Annotated in this window: 15 protein-coding genes and 1 tRNA gene; 9 read left to right on the top strand and 7 right to left on the bottom strand. The window is 58.7% G+C overall.

The features are described 5' to 3' along the window. Window positions 1–81 precede the first annotated feature (81 nt). Window positions 82–168: transfer RNA gene (locus K5X80_RS04855), tRNA-Leu, on the top strand. A gap of 131 nt (window positions 169–299) precedes the next feature. On the opposite strand, the gene K5X80_RS04850 is transcribed toward K5X80_RS04855, so the two are convergent. The 4 genes from K5X80_RS04850 to K5X80_RS04835 form a co-directional block, all read right to left on the bottom strand. Further along, complete coding sequence (locus K5X80_RS04850) at window positions 300–1451, bottom strand: alpha-hydroxy acid oxidase (RefSeq protein WP_222559722.1); 1152 nt, start codon at window positions 1449–1451, stop codon at window positions 300–302. Beyond that, window positions 1448–2128 carry a Fe2+-dependent dioxygenase gene (locus K5X80_RS04845; RefSeq protein ID WP_222559721.1) on the bottom strand — a complete coding sequence of 227 codons (681 nt, stop codon included), beginning with the start codon at window positions 2126–2128 and terminating at the stop codon, window positions 1448–1450. Before K5X80_RS04845 ends, K5X80_RS04850 begins: the two co-directional genes overlap by 4 nt. A 336-nt stretch (window positions 2129–2464) precedes the next feature. Next, window positions 2465–4795 (bottom strand): TonB-dependent receptor, encoded by a 2331-nt coding sequence (locus K5X80_RS04840; RefSeq protein WP_222559720.1) that lies wholly within the window; start codon window positions 4793–4795, stop codon window positions 2465–2467. Window positions 4796–4982: 187 nt separating this feature from the next. Then, the gene (locus tag K5X80_RS04835; protein WP_222559719.1) at window positions 4983–7184 is read right to left on the bottom strand and encodes a TonB-dependent receptor; all 2202 of its coding nucleotides are present in this window, start codon (window positions 7182–7184) and stop codon (window positions 4983–4985) included. A gap of 151 nt (window positions 7185–7335) precedes the next feature. Between K5X80_RS04835 and K5X80_RS04830 the strand changes: the two genes are divergently transcribed. After that, window positions 7336–8052: a response regulator gene (locus K5X80_RS04830; RefSeq protein WP_283249280.1), complete on the top strand. Its 717-nt coding sequence runs from the start codon at window positions 7336–7338 to the stop codon at window positions 8050–8052. Window positions 8053–8297: 245 nt separating this feature from the next. Here K5X80_RS04830 and K5X80_RS04825 read toward each other — a convergent pair whose 3' ends face one another. Further along, window positions 8298–10526, bottom strand: a complete 2229-nt coding sequence (locus K5X80_RS04825; protein WP_222559717.1) for a TonB-dependent receptor — start codon at window positions 10524–10526, stop codon at window positions 8298–8300. Window positions 10527–11247: 721 nt separating this feature from the next. Between K5X80_RS04825 and K5X80_RS04820 the strand changes: the two genes are divergently transcribed. Further along, window positions 11248–12450, top strand: a complete 1203-nt coding sequence (locus K5X80_RS04820; protein ID WP_222559716.1) for a TetR/AcrR family transcriptional regulator — start codon at window positions 11248–11250, stop codon at window positions 12448–12450. Window positions 12451–12505: 55 nt separating this feature from the next. Next, entirely contained in the window at window positions 12506–13066 is a 561-nt protein-coding gene (locus tag K5X80_RS04815) for a hypothetical protein (protein ID WP_222559715.1), read from the top strand. A 19-nt stretch (window positions 13067–13085) separates the two neighbouring features. Here the strand turns inward: K5X80_RS04815 and K5X80_RS04810 are convergent, their stop codons facing one another. Further along, complete coding sequence (locus tag K5X80_RS04810; protein ID WP_222559714.1) at window positions 13086–14258, bottom strand: TetR family transcriptional regulator; 1173 nt, start codon at window positions 14256–14258, stop codon at window positions 13086–13088. Window positions 14259–14439: 181 nt separating this feature from the next. Here K5X80_RS04810 and K5X80_RS04805 point away from each other — a divergent pair, with 181 nt between their 5' ends. After that, window positions 14440–16683 (top strand): TonB-dependent receptor, encoded by a 2244-nt coding sequence (locus K5X80_RS04805; RefSeq protein WP_222559713.1) that lies wholly within the window; start codon window positions 14440–14442, stop codon window positions 16681–16683. A 107-nt stretch (window positions 16684–16790) separates the two neighbouring features. On the opposite strand, the gene K5X80_RS04800 is transcribed toward K5X80_RS04805, so the two are convergent. Then, a complete protein-coding gene (locus tag K5X80_RS04800; RefSeq protein ID WP_222559712.1) occupies window positions 16791–17246 on the bottom strand; it encodes an RrF2 family transcriptional regulator in 456 nt (151 codons plus the stop codon). An 87-nt stretch (window positions 17247–17333) separates the two neighbouring features. On the opposite strand from K5X80_RS04800, the gene K5X80_RS04795 reads away from it, so the two are divergent. From K5X80_RS04795 to K5X80_RS04780, 4 genes are all read left to right on the top strand, one after another. Next, a complete protein-coding gene (locus K5X80_RS04795; RefSeq protein ID WP_222559711.1) occupies window positions 17334–17765 on the top strand; it encodes a group III truncated hemoglobin in 432 nt (143 codons plus the stop codon). A 63-nt stretch (window positions 17766–17828) separates the two neighbouring features. Further along, complete coding sequence (locus K5X80_RS04790; RefSeq protein ID WP_222559710.1) at window positions 17829–18110, top strand: TehB family protein; 282 nt, start codon at window positions 17829–17831, stop codon at window positions 18108–18110. Window positions 18111–18158: 48 nt separating this feature from the next. Further along, on the top strand, window positions 18159–19367 hold the full coding sequence (gene hmpA, locus K5X80_RS04785) for an NO-inducible flavohemoprotein (RefSeq protein WP_222559709.1): 1209 nt from the start codon (window positions 18159–18161) through the stop codon (window positions 19365–19367). 8 nt (window positions 19368–19375) lie between these two features. After that, a complete protein-coding gene (locus tag K5X80_RS04780; protein ID WP_222559708.1) occupies window positions 19376–19840 on the top strand; it encodes a hypothetical protein in 465 nt (154 codons plus the stop codon). Window positions 19841–19847: the final 7 nt, after the last annotated feature.

Below are 19847 nucleotides of genomic sequence, written 5' to 3'. Positions count from 1 at the left end.
CGCTTGCAGGGCGCAAATGCCTTTGCTAATGGCCCGCTCCTACCCTGCGGGGCCCCGGAAAAAGGGGCCCTTATCGATTATGCGGTCGTGGCGGAACTGGTAGACGCGCAACGTTGAGGTCGTTGTGGGCGAAAGCCCGTGGAAGTTCGAGTCTTCTCGACCGCACCAATCAAAGCAGCAACAAAACCAATCATTGCCTTCGGGCACCTTCACCCGCGCGGGCGAGGCGGTTTCTGATTTTGGTAGCGTACTTCTGTTCTGCATAGCCCGGAACAACGCATCGATGGGTCAAGCCTGATCTATCCGCGACTTTGTTCAAGCAGTATCGATTTTTCGATCGCGGCGAGTGACGCACATCCGACATGCGACATGGCCAGTTCCAGTTCGGCGCGAAGAATATGCAGCATGTGCGCAATGCCCTGCATTCCGCCGACGGCGAGCGCATGCAACTGCGGACGGCCGACCAGCGTCGCCCGTGCGCCGAGGGCAAGCGCCTTGAGAACATCCGTCCCATGACGCACCCCGCTGTCGAGCAGGAGAGGCAGCTTATCCTCCACCGCATCGACCATCGCAGGCAGCATATCGAGAGGGCAAGCAAGGCCATCGAGCACCCGGCCGCCATGATTGGATACGATGATCCCGTCAGCGCCATGCTCAAGCGCCAGACGTGCATCCTCCGGCGAAAGCAACCCTTTCACCACAATAGGCAGGCGGGTCTGCGACCGCAGCCAGGCAAGACTTTCCCAGGTCGGCGCCGCATCCAGCAGGGCTGTCCCGAATACGATCTTTCCGCCTGCGACATCGGCATTCTGCGAAAGCCTCGGCATCCCTTGAAGATTTGCAGCCTCAACCCCGCGCGGCAAAGCAAACTCGCTTCTTTTTACCGACGCATCCACGGTAAAGACCAGGACCTGATAACCGGCGGCTTCGGCTCTGTTGACCAGTTCGGCAGTGTATCCCCGGTCCGACTGGAAATAGAGCTGAAACCAAAGTGGAGGCGCCTGCATGCGCAATTCCGTTGCGGCAGCGCGAGCCGCGGCGGCAATGTCTTCCAGCGGGATACTGGACAGCGTGCTCACCACCATAGTGGTATCGAGCGCGGTTGCGGCACTCACCGCTGCCAGTTCGCCGTGCGGATGCGCAAGGCGGTGATAGGCGACAGGCGCCAGCAGGACCGGGGCGGCATGCCGCAGGCCGAACATCTCCAGCTCTGTCGTTGCCCCGCGCATATCCGCCAACATCCGTGGGACCAGACGATAGCGGTCGAACTGCGCCCTGTTGGCCGCCAGCGAGGTTTCTGGACCCGCACCGGATTGGATATGACGCCAGGTAGCGGGGGGAAAATGAGCCTCTGCCCGGCGCTCGTAATCCGGCAAGCTTCGGATATCGTTCGGAATGGCTGTCAAAGGCGGCAACGCAGTCTGCGTGTCATCCGCGCCCGTCCCGCTCATGTCACCGACCATTGCCGCAGCAAATTGTGATAGACGCCTGTTAGCGGATTGATCGACGCATGGTGCGGATGGTCCGCCACCAGCCGTTGAATCGCGCCGTCCAATTCAAACAATGTCCGGCGCTGGATATCGGATGGCACAAGGCTCTGAGTCCAGAAAAAGGAAGCCAGACGAACGCCTTTCGATACTGGCGTGACGCGGTGCTGGCTGGTCCCCGGGTAGATCACCATATCACCCGCAGGAAGCTTGACGCGATGATCGCCATAGTTGTCCTCGATCACCAGTTCGCCCCCTTCGTATTCGTCCGGATCGCTGAAGAACACGGTGCAGGAAATATCGGTGCGGACGTAGGCATCGGCATCAGGCATGCGAAACAGCGCATTGTCGATGTGATTGCCATAGGCGCCACCGCCTTCATAACGGTTGAACCGCGGCGGCAGGACACGCAGCGGCAGGGCCGCGGCAATGAACAGCGGGCATTGGCCAAGCCGATCCAGAACCAGACTGCCCAGTTGTCTTGCCACCTGGCTATCGAGTGGCAACTGAAGATTGCTTTTGACATGGGCTGCCTGATGCCCCGCCGTCACTCGGCCATCCTGCCATGCAGCCTGGTCCAACGCTTCACGGCATTGCCGCACATCATCGCTGGAAAGCAGCGCCGGTATCTTGAGCATCATGCGCGGGGTGATCCATTACGAACGACAGGGCATATAGCGGCCACGGCTTTACGTCGGACACACGAAGAATTGTAGCTGGCCCGTCCTTCAATTCCCGCGCGCCCGATCAGATATGGTCCCTATGCCATTGTTGCGAGGCATTCGCATAGCCAAGACCTGACGATGGGTCGAGATGAAATTGCCCGGAGCGTATCGCTGCTCCTGATTTCCCGAATCAAAGCCCGGCATACGCGCAGCAGCCACACCGTTTGCCGCAGCGTGCTTGGGGGACCGTTCCATGTAACCGACATGGCAAAACCCGCCCCCAAGGGGACGGGCTGCCTTTTCGCGATCAGTTCAATACTTCAGGCTGAGCGTCGCAAATGCCGAGCGCCCCGGAGCGAGCGACACGAAATGCGTCGTGTAGGTCCGGTCATAGTAGCGCTTGTTGGTCAGGTTCTGGACGTTGATCCGCAGTGCCACGTTCTCGGTAATATCGACCGCCGCCGTTGCATCGAAGCGCCAGTAACCGGGAATGGTCCGCTCGACCGTGCCCACACCGGCAACCGTAGCAAAGTTGCCATATTGCTTGGAGTTGTAGATAGCCCCGCCGCCGATCTGGAAACGATCAGCGATGTCGAAAGTCGTCCAGGCCGTGAAGCTGTGCTTGGGCGTATTCGGAAACGGCTTGCCATTGTTGGCGTGATTGAGGCCCGCATTCTTGACCTCGGAATCCATGTAGGTGTAACCGCCGAAAATACTCCAGAAGGGCAGCGGTTTGCCGTTGAACCCGATCTCGAAGCCATCGATACGACGCTCACCGACATATTCAGGCAGCCCGGTCGAACCGGTCGTGCGGGCATTGGTGGTTTCGGTGCGGAACAGCGCCAGGTTCAGAGCCAGCGCCGCATCGAAGAACTCCCACTTGGTGCCGATTTCATAGGATTTGGTTTCTTCGGCCTTCAGGTCGTTCAGCGTGGTGATTGCGATAGCATTGCCTTCCGAACCTTCGCCCACCAGGCTGCCCGGAGGCGTGGTCGACTTGGCATAGGAAATATACAGGCTCCCGTTCGGCCGGGGCTTGAACACCAAGCCCACCTGATAATTCAGGAAGTTATCCTTGACCTTCAGCGACGTGGTGCCGGCCGCCGCGATCGATTTGCTGGTCGTCTTATACCAATCATAGCGCAGACCCAGATTCAGCAGCAGTGCATCGGTGATGGTAATCGTGTCGGCGGCATAGAGCGCGTAGGTCGTCGCCTTGGTGATGCCGGTGATACCGCTTTTCACGATGGGCTCAGGCGTCACACCATCGGCCGCATAATTGACCCAGGGATCATGCGGATTGGGATTGAACAGATCCGTGCAGTTATAATTGGAACCAGCGCCCACTTCGCTCATACCGGTTGCCCCGGCACCGCTGTTCACACAGCGCGGCGATGTGTTGACATTATAGTTGCCGCGCTTCGAGCGCTCCCAACTTCCTTCGAAGCCGACCGAGAAGCTGTGCTTGATCGACCCGGTTTCGAAAGTGCCGGAAAGGTCGATCTGATCGACCACCGAATCGACGCTGCTGTGGCGGCTGTTCACACGGCGCCAAAGCTTGCCGTTCGCGACGTTGCCCTGGCTGTCATCCGGCTGCGTAAGGATATAGGCCTGCTTCACATTGGCGTACTTGGCCGTGTTCCGGATGCGGATGGTATCGCTGAGATCGTGTTCAACGCGAAACAACACTTCGTCTATGTTGGTCTTGCGGAAATCGCGATCGGCCAGACCGTAAAAGGTTGAGCGCTTGATCTTGCGCCCGTTGATCACTTCCGCCGGCCCGATATGAAGCTGATCGGCGGTCTTCACCTGGTTGGCATTGCCCTGGCGCTCGAACGGCATGCCCGGATCGGGGATATCGTCGCTTTCGAGATGGTAGTAATTCACGAAAGCGCGGGTCGGTGTATCCAGACCGATCGCGAAAGACGGCGAGATCCCCCAACGATTGTACGTAACGACATCGCGGCCCGCCACATCGGCATCGTGCCACATGGCATTGAGGCGAACGGCCGCCGTTGTACCGATCTGATAGTTCGCATCCAGCGTCGCACGCTTGTAGTCGTCCGTGCCGTAGCTCAAGTCCGCGCGCGCTTCCGTGCCCAGATGCGCCATCTTGCTCACAAGATTCAGGCTGCCACCGGCGCTGCCACGCCCGCCCATCGTGGAATCGCCGCCCTTGACGACTTCGATCTGCTCGATCGCGAAAATCTCACGCGATTGGCCGCCTATACTGCGGATACCATCCAGATAGGTGCTGCCCTGCGCATCGAAGCCACGAATAAACGGCCGGTCCCCTTGCGGATTACCGCCTTCACCGGCGCCGAAGGTGATTCCAGGCACAGTGCGCAGCGCTTCGACGAAAGTGGTCGACCCGCTTTCCTGTATCACCTGCGAAGGGAGGACGATGACAGTTTTCGGCGTATCGAGCAGCGGCGCGGTGTATTTTGGCGAATCCGCCTTGTCGACCTTGTATCCCTGTTCGTCGATAACCGTGTCGGTGACCGTCACGCCCCCAAGCCGGTTGGAACTGGCCTGAGTGGAGGAATTGTCCTGCGCCAGCGCGGGTGAAGCGATCAGACCGACGCAACTCAGAGCAAGATAGGCTGGAACTGCGGTAACGGTATTCTGACGTAGCCGAGACATTTGACCCCCTTATTGAGAATGAGTTTCAAGTTTCTCCAGCTAATGAGAATGGATCGCGATAATTGCAAGAAGCTTTCCCATTTATTGCTGCTTTTTGCCTCCCCGATCTGTTCCTGTGTCTTTTGGGCAACAAAAAGGGCCTGTAGGGGTATCCCCACAGGCCCTCCGCAAGAACATTTCTATGCGATCAGTAGTGCAGGTTTGCCGTCAACAGAGCCGAACGCCCGGGCGCAACATTGGCAAAAATGCCGACATGCGATGCGTCGTAGTACAGCTTGTTGGTCAGGTTCTGAACGTTGAGGCGAAGATCCAGATTGTCGCTCACCTTATAGCCGATCGTGGCATCGATACGGGCATAAGGTTTGAACCACTGGGTATTGGCGTCGTTCACATAACGCTTCCCGGTGTAGTTGACGCCGCCACCGATGTCGAATTCCGGCGTGATCTTGTACGTGGTCCAGACGCTGAAGCTGTGCGGTGCCACAAATTTGATCTTGTTGCCCGCATTCGCCCCGGTTCCATCGTCGATGAGCTTCGCGTTGAGGTAGGTATAGCCCCCGAAAATGTTCCATTCAGGAGTGATGTTGCCCGACACGCCGAATTCGAAGCCCCGAACACGGTTGTTACCGATCAACTGCACCGTTCCAGTAATGGGATCGGTTGCACGGGCGTTACTCTTCTTGGTCTGGAACACCGCTGCCGTCAGCGAAAGCTGCTCGTCGAACAGGTCCCACTTGGTTCCCAGTTCCCAGCTCCTGGCCCGCTCCGGCTTGAGATTCACGTTGTTGTTGTTGAGTGTGCAGGCACCGGCGCCCTCCGCACCGCCGGCCATACCCGCGCACTCACCCGAGGGATTGGATGACGTGCCGTAAGACAGATAGATGCTGCCATTGGGTAGCGGCTTGTAAACCAGTCCGGCCTGATAGTTCCAGAAATCATTCTTCGCCGTGCGCGTCCCATCCGACACCTTATAATCATCGTAGCGGATGCCGAGATTGATCTGGAACTGTTCGGAAAGAGACAAGGTGTCGAACAGGAATGCGGCCATGGTTTTATGCTTGATCGGGACAGCTGGGGTCGTAAACGGAGTCTTCACCAGCGGGTTGAACGCGGCATAGGGATCGGGGTCGTGGAGCGATTGCAGCAATGGCACCGCCCCGGCGGCCTGGGCCCATGCCGGGCGGCTTCTCTGCTTTTCCTTGCTGTATTCGACACCCGCAATGAAGCTGTGCTCGATACCGCCGGTATTGAATTTGCCGCGTAGATCCGTTTGGTTGAGAAAGCCCTCGGTCAGGATATTCGCGGAACGGAAATCAATCAGCACACGGCCGGTCTCTGGCGTGGCCGTGGTCGTGTTGAAGCTCGGGCGGCTGACAATATACTCGTTGGTCGTACGGACGAGACGCGTCGCATTGCGCAGCGTGATGCTTTCGGTCAGATCATATTCGAGAATGGCGGAGCCGAAATGCCCTTCCGTCTCGCGAAAATCACGATTGGCAAAACCATAGAAATTGTTGCGCTTCAGCTTGAGCGGGCTCGTCGTTCCCGAGTTCTGGAACGGATGACCAAAATCGGGAATATCGTCTGTCTTCAGATAGGAATAAGCCAGCGTAGCGCGCAAGGGACTGCCCAGACCGAAAGCGATCGACGGAGAAAAGCCCCAGCGGCTCACTTTCAGAGCGTCGCGTCCGGCAACGTCCGCATCATGCCCCATCACGTTGAGACGCACCGCTATCCCCTCGGAAAGCTGGTGGTTGATGTCTGCCGTGATCCGTTTGGTTTCGTCGGTGCCCAGCGTCGCCCGAAGCACGACGAAATCGTCCGCATGCGGTGTTTTCGTCACCAGATTGATCGCACCGCCGGTTGATCCACGGCCATTAAGCGCGCCGCCCGGGCCCTTGACGACTTCAACGGATTCCAGATTGTAAACTTCGTGGCTGAAACGGCCGACACTGCGCAAACCATCGATCTGCATATCGGTTGCCGATTCATAACCGCGTACGAGAGGACGGTCGCCCATCGGCGTGCCGCCTTCACCCGAACCGAGCGTAATCCCGGGAGTGGTGCGCAGAATGTCGACCAGCGATGTGAAACCGCGATCCTCGATCACTTCCCGCGGAATGACGGTCACGCTCTTGGGCGTATCGAGCAGCGGTTGCGTGAATTTGACCGACGAAGATTCCTTACGATCATAGCTTTCATCGATCGCGGTATCGGTGACGGTAACACCGCCCAGCCGCCGAGACCCGGGTTCTTCCGAAGCAGCTTCCTGAGCGACGGTGGGCGCAGCGATCAGGCCAACGCAGCTTAATGCCAGGAATGTACTCGATCGGCGCCGGCTACTTCCTTGCCCAACCTCAATCTGTTCGTCATGATGGATTTCTTGCATTGTTACGCCTCCCTGAATCTAATGATAACCACTCGCAATAGCGCTTGGCGGCGAAATCAGTGGGCTGTCAATGGCTAACTTATTGAAAAGTTCAGGGAAAACTTTTGATATGGATGAGACACAAAAGAGAAATATTGGGGAGCCTTCCCAGATATCTGCGCCGTTCATTCTCGTCGTCGACGACGACCCTGGGATACGTGTGCTTCTTTCCAATCTTCTGCGCAGGAACGGGTTTGAGGTCACCACGGCGGCTGACTATGATGAGATGATTCAGGAACTCGAAACCAGGAGCATCCGCCTGATCCTGCTCGACGTCATGCTTCCCTGCGTCACCGGCATGGATATATGCCGGGAAATTAGAGGAGGAGGCTGGGGCGACATTCCCATCATCATGATCAGCGCACGCGGCGGGGAGGCCGATCTGGTTGCAGGGCTTGAGCTAGGTGCGGACGATTATATCGCCAAACCCTTCAGCCACAGCGAAGTGCTGGCGCGCATCAGAGCGGTGCTGCGCCGCCCGCCGCTGGAGGACGGCAAGCGCAGAGCCAAGACGAGCACGATCCGCTTCGCGGGCTGGACCATGGATCTCCGTCGCAGAGAGTTGTTCGCCCCCTCGGGGGCAACCGTCACGCTCTCTGCCGCAGAATTCGATCTGCTTGCCAATCTGATTGAGCATCCCCAACAGATCATCGCTCGCGAACGGCTGCTGGAACTGGCACGTTTCCGCCTTCCCGGCTCATCGGATCGCAGCATCGACGTGCTGGTCAGCCGACTGCGCAGGAAATTGGGCGACGATCGCGATTCACAAATCATCAGGACCGTACGCGGCTTCGGTTATATGTTTGCCGTGGATGTGGAACGCTCTTGAAACGCTTCCACTCCTGATCTGACCAGCCAGGCCACTTAACCATATCGTGATCGGCAGTAACCCACGCCGATCAAAACAACGGTCGGCGGCTCAGCATACTAGCACCCCGTATGTCAGATTGCCCGTGAGCGCAAAAGCCGCCTCGTGACGGCGATGCATGAGTGCTGCAGGCGGCGCGCACCGCACCTGCCCGCAGCACCGCGGCACGCCGCTATCTCCTGAGAGATGCGGCGTGCCGCCCCCCCTCAGTATTCAAACGACAATTCAAGTCCATAGGAACGGGGCTGGCCATAGAATGCGGCCGGCGACCCCGCGCTGAAGTGCGCGACATAATATTCCTTGTCGGTGAGATTTCGGCCATAGGCCGACAAGCGCCATTTGCCGACGCCGATCGGGATATCGGACAGGCTTATCCGCGCATCCAGCAACCCATAGCCTGCTGCCTTGTAACGCAAATCGGACGACGATGTCTGGACAAGGCCTTGATAATAGTAGTCGATACCAGCGCTCAACTGCCCGATGGCCATCGGCGGGAACTGATATTCCGCCTTCGCGCTCACCGTATGGTGCGGCATATTGATGAATTTCATGGTCCCCGCCCGGTCCACACCGTCAGCACCAACGACTTCAAGATATTTGCCCGTGAGATACGAATAGGTGACATTCAAGTTCAGCCCGTCGACCGGCTCTGCCGTCACATCCAGTTCGATCCCCTTAACCCGTGCCTTGCCGGCATTGAGCACATCGGTAATGCCGACATTGTTGGGATCCGAACGCGTGTTGATCTGAATATCGCGATAATCCGAGATGAACCCGGCAATATTGAAACGCAGACGTCGGTCGAACAGCATCGATTTCAACCCGGCCTCATAAGAGGTGATGGTTTCTGGCTTGAAGCCAGCAGAAAAACGTTCGAGCGAGCTTGCCCGGACGTTGAAACCGCCTGATTTGTAACCGCGCACCATCTTGGCGTAGAGATTGACATCCGGATTGACGTCAAAAGCGATAATCAGGCTGGGGCTCACGTTATCGAACGAGGTTGCCGCCGGTGTCATCGGGCCGATAACCGTGCTCCCCGGCGTGATGACTGTGTCCTGCATTCGCGCGCGCCGCTTGTCCTGCGACCAGCGCAAACCACCCGTGATATGCAGGCGATCATCCAGAATCGCGGGTGTGAATGTCGCTTGGCCGTAGGCCGCATAGGCCTTGTTTTTGATATGCAGTTCGCGATCGTCGCGCTTCGACTGCGGCGGGCTGTTGCTAATGCTGTACCCGTTGCCCTTCTCTTCGAAATAATACAGCCCCAGGACATATTGCAGCCTATCGCCGATATTCCCGATGGCCTGGAATTCCTGGCTGAACTGCTTCTGTTTTAGCGATCCATCGCTTTCAATAAGAGCGAATGGCCCACGCACGCCAGCAAGGTAGTTCTGGGTGGTCCAGCTGTTGAGCTTGCGATATCCGGTGATGGATTTCAAAGTAAGCGCATCTGACACATCCAGAGTGATTGTCAGATTATGACCTTGAGAAACGGCATCGTTCCGGCGCAGATTGTTGACGTATTTCGAACCTTCCGTGGGCCGTTTGTCCGAAACGGGATACAGATTGGGCGAAGTGGGCGGAGTGGGTTTCTGACCGTAAAGCGGAACCGCCGCCATGAAGACTGGCGTATCTTTCAATTCCGAACGGTCGTAGCTGTAGCGGATATTGAAACTGTCGCTCGGCTGCCACAGCAACGCACCGCGCCATGCCTGACGGCGCTGATCGCCAAAGCGCTTCACGCCCGTGCCGCGATTCTTCACATAGCCATCGCGCTGCATGTACATGTAGCCCGCTTCCACCGCGAGCGTTTCACCGATCGGCACGTTGATGTTGGTGCGCGAACGGAAATAGTTGTCGTTCCCGACGGAAAACGTCTGCTTGATCCGCAGATCATCGAGATCCGGCGCACGGGTGATAAAGTTGATCGCGCCACCGGTCGCATTGCGGCCGTAAAGCGAACCTTGCGGCCCGCGCAGCACTTCGACCCGTTCCAGTTCGGCGACTTCGGTCACCAAACCTTGCGTACGGGCGAGATAGACGCCATCGACATAGACCGCGACCGAGGGATCCTGGGTAATCTGATCGTCATTGTTGCCGACGCCGCGCATGAAGATACGCGTGGTCGTGCCGCTGTTGGGATGCGGTACGATCTGCAGCGAAGGCACCTGGCTGCGCAGATCGCTGATTTCGTTGATCCCCGCCTTGGCCAGATCGTCACCCGTGAAGGCAACAATCGAGATCGGCGTTTTCTGAAGCGATTCTTCGCGTTTCTGCGCGGTAACGACGATATCGGCGATACCGCCTTCATTGGCAGGCGCGCTTTCCTGAGCCAGCGCCTGGCCCGGCACGATGGCAACGGATAACAGCGTCGTCGCCAAGGCCATCGCCCGATAACGCGCAGGCCATTTCCCCTGAAGCGATCGAGTTTGCATATACTCCCTCCTTATATAGTAATTTGATTTTATTGCGATTATCGGAAACGAGATTACCTCCGCCCCTTTTTGACGGAGTAAAGAAACATTATCGAATGACGTGGAGGCCGCACGCTTCTGCCAAGCGGATAGACCGCGCGCCAACGCATGGCGCCGATCTGCCATAAGAACTTCCGCTGAATGCTTCGCTCACGCAATTCCCCCTGAAACCGCCACGCGTATTACTCGCATCCACGGCCTTCTATTGTTTCCTGCGACGCTATCCAAAAAGCGGAGAGCGATCAACAAATATATCGTTTGTACGGCCCAACCAAACTGCCTTGCGAACTATCGCACGGCGGGTATGGATGCGGGCCACCCTCCTCAGTGCAACCGAAGAAATATTTCGGAAATATTTCTATTTTTTGTTATATATCAATGGGAAATTTTACAGAAACCATCTGGATAGGGTGCTTACATGCCGATGGCGCAAATGAAGGCAGACCCGATTTTCCCCTTCACAGACCGGCCGTGCAAGATATTATGTATCGCTAGTATTTAAATTTCGGAGACCATGCATTGGACCTATACCGAACACGATGACGGCGGAATGGACGCCAGAACGTGTGGAAGCTTCACCCTACCGCATCTGCTCGCTGTTATACCGGGGGATTGCACTGGAGGCCTCTAGCGGCGGCCCACCAATCGGCCTAGAAGCGCCGCGAAGTTGCAGGCCAGCCTCATGAGTACACGCAATTCCATCATCGAAAATACGATCGCCCTGTGGGCCGAGCCGCATGCGTCCGGCCCATCAATGCGGGCTATCCTTAAAAAAAGCGCGATAACCGCACCGGCGCTCTATCATCATTTCGACTCGCTTCAGCACCTCTACGCCGAAGCGCACGAGCATGCCTTGGCCAGCGCCGGGGCCTGGTTCGGCGCACGGCTGGACGAACTGCTCGCGGGCCCGGTACTGGGTCCTCACGCGCTGCCCGCATTGATGGCGGAACTGATAGACCGGTGGTGCAACGAGTGCCGCCATCTTGCCTTTGTCCGCTTCGAATGCCTGCTTGACGCCACACGACAAGGACAGCCTACGGACCGGGCCACGCGGTGGGAATATCTCTGGCGCGATGCCTGGCAAACGATTGCCGCACACTGCGGCATGGGCGCCGCAGGCCAGGGAACGGGTGCGGTCGCCGCCGGGCTCAGCCTGTCCCATCTTATCCGCGTGCGCCCGACAATCGACCGGTGTTGCGTCGAAGAGGCCTGCCGTGGATGGGTAAACTGGGTTCAGGGCAAGCAGGCGGGGGACGAGCAGTGGCACCATTTCGCGCTCCACACCACAGAGCGCGAAAGCATTCCTATCGAACGACCTGACGGAAAGGCCCTGCCACTGGCCGAAGCCGCGGCGCAATTGCTGATCGAGAAAGGCGGCGGCGAAGTCACGCATCGCAGCGTTGCGCAAAAAGCCGGAGTTTCGACCGGGGCCGTGGCCCATTATTTTCGTACGGCCAACGATCTGATGCAGGGGGCGTTTGCGGTCATCTACTGGCAGTCGCTCACCCGCGCGCGGAATGCGGTCGGCGCGTCCCCATCCGACAGAAAAATGCTTTCGCTGATGACCGTGTTCAATCCGCCAGGACCGGATTGGTGGTCAGTCATCGGCTGGCTGGAATTCCATCTGGCAGTGGCGCGCGATTCGTCTTTCAAGGCCATTGACCCACAACTGCGCTATCGCGGCGGCCATATGTCCAAGCGCTTTCTCGAATGCCTGCTGCCTGCCGGCGTAACCCCTACCCAGACCGACAAGGCGCTGTTTTCCAACTGGGTCTTCGGTACGCGTACGCAAATTGCCGCCAAAACCGCCTCTCCCGATTTCTATCACGAAAACACTCAATGGCTCATCAAGCTGCTGTCAGGCATGGCCCGCCCGGACGAGTGACCGGATAGCCGCCTTGCGCTACACAGGGCACCTCCCGCATTGGACTTGCGCCCTTATGCCCGCTTCATCCCTGGATGCCCTGCTGTGTGAATGGGCGCGCGCTTTGCCCGAGGATGCACCCAGCCGGTTTGCCCCGCTCTCCGTGGTCTTCGGACGGGGGACACATTGGGGGCTAGGGCTCCGTAGTGACACCACGATCCCGTTCGCCGGGCGTGTGCGGCTACTTCATTGGCTCGTGCCCCCTCACCCCGGCACACCACCCGGCATCGTCGAAGATTGCCAGTCTTCACGCCTGCCGACCGTCCACGGAACCCAAAACACATCCTTGCGCTTTCAGCCGATCGGGCGCGCAATCGCGCTGCCTCCTGATCGGGCCGCGAGACGCAATCTTCTGTCCGGCGCGCGCCTCATGGGTCTTCGCGGCTGGGATATTCCGCATGATCGGCACATGGCCGTCACCGACCTTGCCAATGGCAGCGCCGATATTACCGGCACCGATCTGCCCCGGCACTGGCATGCGTCCTGGCTCCTCACCCTTTCCATTGACGGGAAAACGATCGAACTGCACGCTGATGGGGCGCAGATACAGTGCGTTAGCATCTCAAACGGCGGATAAAACGGCGGATAAAAGCGCCTTAGAACAAACCGAACACCTTGTTCGACACATCGGCGATATGCGCATCGAACCGGGCCATCCTCTCCGATGCGGGCAGGCCGAATATGAGTGGCGAATAGGGGCCGTGGCTCAGCGACCAAACCAAGGCATCCAGCCGATCGGCATCGACACCCTGTTGCCGGAGAACTTTGAGCGAAGACGTGCCCCGTGCATCCCTCATGCGCCGGGCCAACGCGCCGCCCTCTCCGTTGCGTGCGGTATGCAGGATCAATTTGCCGAACAGGGCCGGGATCGGCGCCACCCGTCCGTCGGACAGGATCGAAATCTGCGACGATTTGCCCACGACCACTCTGAGATCGCCGATCATCATTTCATATATCATCTTGTACGCATCCGCCAGAATGTCATCCTTACTGGCGAAGAAATAGACAGTCGCGGCAAGCGGAAGGCCAGCTTCCTTGGCAATAGTACGATGGGAGATTTTTTCCCCACGTGCGATCAGGCGGATCGCTGCTTGCGTGATTTCCTGAGGACGCGACGAAACCCGCGTATCGTCGGCTTGCTTCCCATCCTCAGACGAAACTGCGGCGACATCCGGCAAGGCTGGGACGGTTGAGACGGGATGATCCGGCAAGCCTTCAAGCCGAGCGGCAAATCGCCCTAATGCGCGCCCTATCCATGTCTGGCTTACAAGCGGATCGTCATCGAGAATCGCATACCAGAGCATGGCATCGGCGATAACCGCCCATAGGTGGATCATCCGGTCCGGCAGGTCGAAAACAACGCCGAACTCCCGCCAGAAATCCCAAGCCATGACAACGTCAACCAGATCGTCCAGCAGGAAGGCATGCATGCGCAGTTCCAGAAGCAGAAGAGTCAGCGGCTTGAACTTGTGCACATGGCGGCTGATGCTTGCGGTCAGGAAACTGGAGGGCGAACGCATATGGCCCGGCAGCGCCCTCACCTTGTCGAGCTGCTGCAACAAGTCCGCATAGTGATCCCGCATAATGGCCTCGTGCAGCGCTGCCAGAAGCACATCACGCCCCTTGAAATGATAGCTGATCAAGGAGGGACTGATATCCGCTTGCCGCGCGACGGCACGCACGCCGATTGCATCGATTCCCATGCGAACACCGATATCGCAAGCGACATCGAGAATTCTTTCCGTCGAGGCTTTTCGAACGGCTGCCATGGCCATGTACATGCAGAAAAACCCCGCTTGACGCAATACAGAACGAGTGTACAAGATTGATCGAATGCAATTTCCATAACAGATTAATATCTGTTATATTTTAGTAATAAAAATAACATTACTCAGAACGAACGTTCAATTTTACCTACCGTCCGTTCTAAGAAAGTAAGGGGAGGGAAAAATGCACCGCCATTTGTCATGGGGATTGGGTTTGCTTGCCGGGAGCAGCCTGCTGACGCCCGCAGCCGTTTTTGCGCAAGATACCGCATCAGCCGGGGCCTCGGCGCGGCTCGATGAAATCATCGTCACGGCCCAGAAGCGCGAGGAATCGCTGCAAAGCACGCCGATCGCCATCGCGGTCCTGGGGAGTGAGGACCTGGAGAAGCGGGGCATAACGACACTGGGCGACTTTACGAGCGGCTCCGTCCCTTCGTTGCGCGTCGTGCCGTTCAGCGGCTCCCGGCCTTCGACAATGAACATCACGATGCGTGGCATCAATCCGGGCGACCCAACGCAGATCAGCCGGGACTCCACAGTGGGGATCTATCTCGATGGCGTCTATCTGGGGCGTGCGCAGGGGTTGAGTGCGGAATTGCTCGATCTCGAACGGATGGAGGTATTGCGCGGGCCGCAAGGCACGCTGTTCGGGCGCAACGCCGTCGGCGGTGCGATCAGCATGGTGGCCAAGCGCCCGACTGGCGAACTCGGCCTGGATCTCACCGCGGGAATCTCGAACTGGAATGGGCGCAGCGTGCGGGCCCATCTCAATCTCCCCGAATTCGCGGGCTTCAGCATCAAGCTGGACGGGGTGTGGAACAAGCGCGACGGCTGGATCGAGAACTCGCTCGCCGGAGCGAAGGATTGGAATGCCATCAATCGCCGCGGCGCGCGGATCAGCGTGCTATGGCAGCCGGCGAGCAATATCGAATTGCTGTATGCTTTCGACACGTCGCGCGATGCTTCGGTTGCGGGATATGGACAGATCGGTGCCTTGCAAAAGCCCATCATGCCCTTGCCTCCCTTCTTCTCGGTGGAAGAGAAGAGGGTTCGCAAGGGGCGTGTCGGAGTGCCGCTGGAGCCGAGTGTCGGTAAGGTCTCAGGGCACAGCTTGCACGCCAATTGGGACATTTCCGAACATCTGACCCTGCGCTCGATCACCGCTTATCGCAAACTTTCGCAAGAGCAGTTCGAAAACAGCGGGGGCCTGCTTACGCCTTATGCGCCGAACGGCGTTTTCGGCCGGGTGAGCTATGCCGATGTCCATCAGGACCAGTTCAGCCAGGAAATCCAGGTCCTTGGAAACTTCGATCATCTGAAGTTTGTTCTCGGCGGCTTCTACTTCAAGGAAGATGCGCACGACCTTGCGCATAGCCCCTTCTCCGCTCAGTTCACCAGCGACGGCACTGGTTACACCTTGCTTCCCATAGTGCTTTCGGGGCCGCGTTTCCCGGATCGCGGCAGCGAGATACATACCCGTTCGAAGGCGATCTTCGGCCAAGCCACCTATACACCGCCGATCCTGGACGAGCGCCTGCATCTGACAGCGGGTCTCCGCTGGACGCATGATCACAAGTACGGCGCGTTGACGCTGGCCCGGGGGGTAGCGATCAACAAGCCGTCCGATTTCTCCTCGAAAAGAGTGGATCCGGCCTTCACGGTGGCGTTTGACTGGACCGACACGGTCAATACTTACGTAAAATGGGGCAGGGCCTATCGCGCCGGCGGTTCGAACGCGCGATCGGTGAATTTTGTTCCTTTCGGCGAAGAGCAGGTATCCACTTGGGAAATCGGTGCCAAGACGGAACTGTTCGACCGGCGTGTCCGGTTCAACGTCGCTGCATTCCACACGAATTATAGCCATCGCCAGGTCGATTTCACCAATCCGGCGAATCCTTCGAACGTCGAAACGCTGAATGCACCGGGCAAGGCGACGATCAAGGGATTGGAATTCGATCTCACGGCCAAGCTGGCTGCCGGACTGACCCTGACGGGCAGCTATTCCTATACCGAATGGCAGGCTGTGAAGGATCGCAATCCGTTCAGCGGTGTAATCCAGCTAGGCGTGGTGAACTATACGCCGAAGCATTCGGCATCGGTTGCTCTCGATCATGAGTTTTCGCCTTTCGACGGCGCAACTTTGTCCACCCACCTGGATGCGGTCTATTCAAGCAGTTTCTACACCGGCGGCATCACCGCCCCCCCGACGGGCTCGTACGCCATGGTCAATGGCCGGCTGACGTTGGGCGATCTCGATATCGGCGCTGACGGGGCCAAGCTGGCGATTTCGCTATGGGGAAAGAATCTCACCAATACGCAATGGAAAGTCTTCCAGTTCCCCTTGACCGGCCCCGGCCTCGCGAATGTGCTGTCCACATTTATGAACGAGCCCCGGACTTATGGGCTTGAAGCCAAGATCAGCTTCTGAGCCCATTACCCCGGCCGCCGTACCGCCGCTGATCCGCTTATTGCGGCAGCGGCGGTATCGTCTTCTTCTGTCGAGACGCCCCTGCCCCTCCCAACAATTTGCGCAATCTACGCGTCCGTCTGCCGCCCCGATGTTACAGCCGGAGCGGTAAAGTTCAACAGATGGGAGAAATCGCCCTTGCGCGCGAGAAGGTCGGCCAAGGAGTACTGGTCCAACACTGCCATGAAAGCCCGGAGCGCTTCGTCGAGCACGCAGGTCAGACCGCAGGCTGGCGCGATGATACACGAGCCGCAACCGACGAGATCGAAATCGTCTTCGGTATGGCGGATAAGCGCTCCCACGTTGATCTCCGCAGCGGGGCGGGCCAGACGAATGCCCCCATTGCGGCCACGCACGCTTTCCAGATAGCCCGCGTTGACCAAGTCGTTGACCACTTTCATCAAATGATTCTGCGAAATGGCATAGGCCCGCGCGATCTCGGCTATCGCACATAGCCGCCCGGGCTTCTGCCCGAGATAGAGCAGCACCCGCATCGCATAATCGGTGTAGCGCGTCAGCCGCATAGCTCGTCCTTAAATGATGCATTATTCTTGCATGTTTTTTGCGGCCCGTATAGATGCATCAATAATACATGTTTAGGAGTCGGCGCGATGGCGGGTCTTGCGATAGATGAGGAAGGGCTGAAACTGCTCGTTGCCGCATTCTACGCCCGCATCCGCGTGGATGCGCGGCTCGGCCCCATTTTCAACGATGCGATCGACGACTGGCCGGAACATCTCGATAAACTGACGGCCTTCTGGTCATCCGTCATGCTCACCAGTGGCCGCTACAAGGGTCAACCCGTGCCCGCTCATATGCGGCACCGTGCCCGGATCACGCCCGAACTGTTCGACAGATGGCTCGCCCTCTGGGCGCGCACGACGGACGAACTGATGGTGCCCGAAGCCGCCACAATTCTCCAAGCGAAAGCTGCGCGTATCGCCCAGAGCCTCCAACTCGCGATGTTTTTCCGGCTGGACGATCAGCCGGTCCCCCGGCCCGCCGCGGCGGCGGACCTTGCTCCAAGGAGTGTCTTGCCATGATCGAGGTACCCCTTGTCAGCCAGCGGCCCCCCTATCCCGACGATATCAGGATCGCTGCCTGATATGGCTTTGCCCGTGCAACCCTATCGTTCGACGCCCATCTTCGATGAGGACACCCTGCCGCAGGCCCTGCGCGCGGGCCATAACACCAAAGCGGGCGTGTGGGGTGTAATCCGGGTGCTCGAAGGCGAACTCCGTCTGACTTACCTCGAAGATCCTCCGTCGGAAGTTCTTCTAACGCCAGGCCAGCCCGGCCTCATTCGCCCGCAGCAACCGCACTTCGTCACCCCGCTCGGCCCCATGAAGATGCAGGTCGATTTCTACGATCAGCCGCCCACTGTCTGAATCGCGGCATCCTTTTCACCACCATCCGTCCATCTACAGGAGTTCTCTATGGCGCAACCTCTCAGCGACCAGACCATTGCACTTGTCAAAGCGACCGTTCCTGCCCTCGAAGCCCACGGTCTCGATATCGTGCACGAAATGTATTCGCGCATGTTCCAGAATCCGCATATCCGCGACCTGTTCAACCAGTCGCATCACGGCGATGCCGGATCGCAGCCGCGCGCGCTGACCGGGGCAATTCTTGCCTATGCCAGCAATATCGACAATCTCGGCGCCCTGGCCCCTGCGGTGGAGCGGATTGCGCAGAAGCATGTCGGCCTGCAAATCCTCCCCGAGCACTACCCTTATGTCGCCGAAGCGCTGCTTGGGGCGATCAAGGCCGTTCTGGGCGATGCCGCCACAGACGAGATTCTGGCCGCCTGGGGTGAGGCCTACTGGTTCCTCGCCAACATCCTGATCGCGCGCGAAGACCGTATCTATACGGAGCAGAAGGAAACGGCCGGCGGCTGGAACGGATGGCGCAATTTCCGCATCGAAGAGGTCGTGCAGGAAAGCAGCGTCATCAAATCCTTCGTCCTGCGCCCGGTCGATGGCGAAGCGGTCATGATCCACAAGCCCGGCCAATACCTGACCTTCTGGCTCGAAATCCCGGGCCAGCCGCCGGTGAAACGGAACTATTCCATCTCCTCCGCCGCCGATGGCCAGAGCTATCGCATTTCGGTGAAACGTGAAGAGCATGGATTGGCATCCGGCTGGCTTCACGACCAGGCAGCCGGAACCGTGCTCAAGGTTGCGGCCCCGGCAGGCGAGTTCTTCCTTGCCGACCGCCCCGAGCGCCCGGTGGTCCTGCTTTCGGGCGGCGTCGGCCTCACCCCGATGGTGGCGATGCTCGAAACGCTGGTCGCGCAGGACAACGCAGGGCCGGTGTATTACATCCACGGTACGCACGATCGCGAAACGCATGCGATGCGCGATCATGTCCGCGCCTTGGCCGCCCGGGGCAAGGCCGTGAGGGTGACCGATTTCCATCAGACCCCGCTGGCGGATGAAGTGGCTGGCCGTGACTACGATATCGCCGGCATCATCACCGACGAATGGCTGGTGTCCGAGACTCCGGTCGCGGAAGCCGATTACTATATCTGCGGCCCGCGCCCCTTCCTGCGCCACGCGGTCTCCGCGCTGTCGCTGGCGGGGGTTTCGTCGGACCGCATTCACTATGAATTCTTCGGCCCGGCCGACGAACTGCTGGCGGCATAGGAGCGGCTATGGACGGCATCACTATCGCACGGATCGTCCACATCGTTGCGATCCTGTTCTGGATCGGCGGCGTGGCGTTCGTCACGCTGGTGGTGATGCCGTCCGTCCGCCTGACGCATCCCCCCGCCGAACGGCTGGCAGCTTTCCATAAGATCGAACATCGGTTTGCCCCGCAAGCACGCCTGTGGGTGGCTCTGGCAGGGATCAGCGGGTTTTGGATGATCTGGCAGGGACAGATGTGGCATCGCTTTGCCGATGCTCATTTCTGGTGGATGCATGCCATGGTGGCCGTCTGGCTGGTGTTTGCCGCCATGCTGTTCGTGATCGAGCCGCTGTTCCTTCATCGGCGAATGGCCGATTCCGTCAGCCCGACGGAAGATTTTGCCCGCATCGAACGCATGCACCGGGTGCTTCTTGCCGCCTCCCTCGTGGCCGTGATCGGCGCAGTCGGCGGCAGCCATGGAATGTTCTGAACCACCT

Source organism: Caenibius sp. WL, from assembly GCF_019803445.1.
Taxonomy (GTDB): domain Bacteria; phylum Pseudomonadota; class Alphaproteobacteria; order Sphingomonadales; family Sphingomonadaceae; genus Caenibius.
Note: the sequence above shows the minus strand (reverse complement) of the source record. Positions and strands in the feature narration are given on the sequence as shown.

Bases quoted from the DNA above. Each gene is read 5' to 3' on its own strand.
- K5X80_RS04850 (WP_222559722.1), bottom strand. From the start codon at position 1,451: ATGAGCGGGACGGGCGCGGATGACACGCAGACTGCGTTGCCGCCTTTG.
- K5X80_RS04845 (WP_222559721.1), bottom strand. From the start codon at position 2,128: ATGATGCTCAAGATACCGGCGCTGCTTTCCAGCGATGATGTGCGGCAA.
- K5X80_RS04840 (WP_222559720.1), bottom strand. From the start codon at position 4,795: ATGTCTCGGCTACGTCAGAATACCGTTACCGCAGTTCCAGCCTATCTT.
- K5X80_RS04835 (WP_222559719.1), bottom strand. From the start codon at position 7,184: ATGCAAGAAATCCATCATGACGAACAGATTGAGGTTGGGCAAGGAAGT.
- K5X80_RS04825 (WP_222559717.1), bottom strand. From the start codon at position 10,526: ATGCAAACTCGATCGCTTCAGGGGAAATGGCCTGCGCGTTATCGGGCG.
- K5X80_RS04820 (WP_222559716.1), top strand. From the start codon at position 11,248: ATGAGTACACGCAATTCCATCATCGAAAATACGATCGCCCTGTGGGCC.
- K5X80_RS04815 (WP_222559715.1), top strand. From the start codon at position 12,506: ATGCCCGCTTCATCCCTGGATGCCCTGCTGTGTGAATGGGCGCGCGCT.
- K5X80_RS04810 (WP_222559714.1), bottom strand. From the start codon at position 14,258: ATGGCAGCCGTTCGAAAAGCCTCGACGGAAAGAATTCTCGATGTCGCT.
- K5X80_RS04805 (WP_222559713.1), top strand. From the start codon at position 14,440: ATGCACCGCCATTTGTCATGGGGATTGGGTTTGCTTGCCGGGAGCAGC.
- K5X80_RS04800 (WP_222559712.1), bottom strand. From the start codon at position 17,246: ATGCGGCTGACGCGCTACACCGATTATGCGATGCGGGTGCTGCTCTAT.
- K5X80_RS04795 (WP_222559711.1), top strand. From the start codon at position 17,334: ATGGCGGGTCTTGCGATAGATGAGGAAGGGCTGAAACTGCTCGTTGCC.
- K5X80_RS04790 (WP_222559710.1), top strand. From the start codon at position 17,829: ATGGCTTTGCCCGTGCAACCCTATCGTTCGACGCCCATCTTCGATGAG.
- hmpA (WP_222559709.1), top strand. From the start codon at position 18,159: ATGGCGCAACCTCTCAGCGACCAGACCATTGCACTTGTCAAAGCGACC.
- K5X80_RS04780 (WP_222559708.1), top strand. From the start codon at position 19,376: ATGGACGGCATCACTATCGCACGGATCGTCCACATCGTTGCGATCCTG.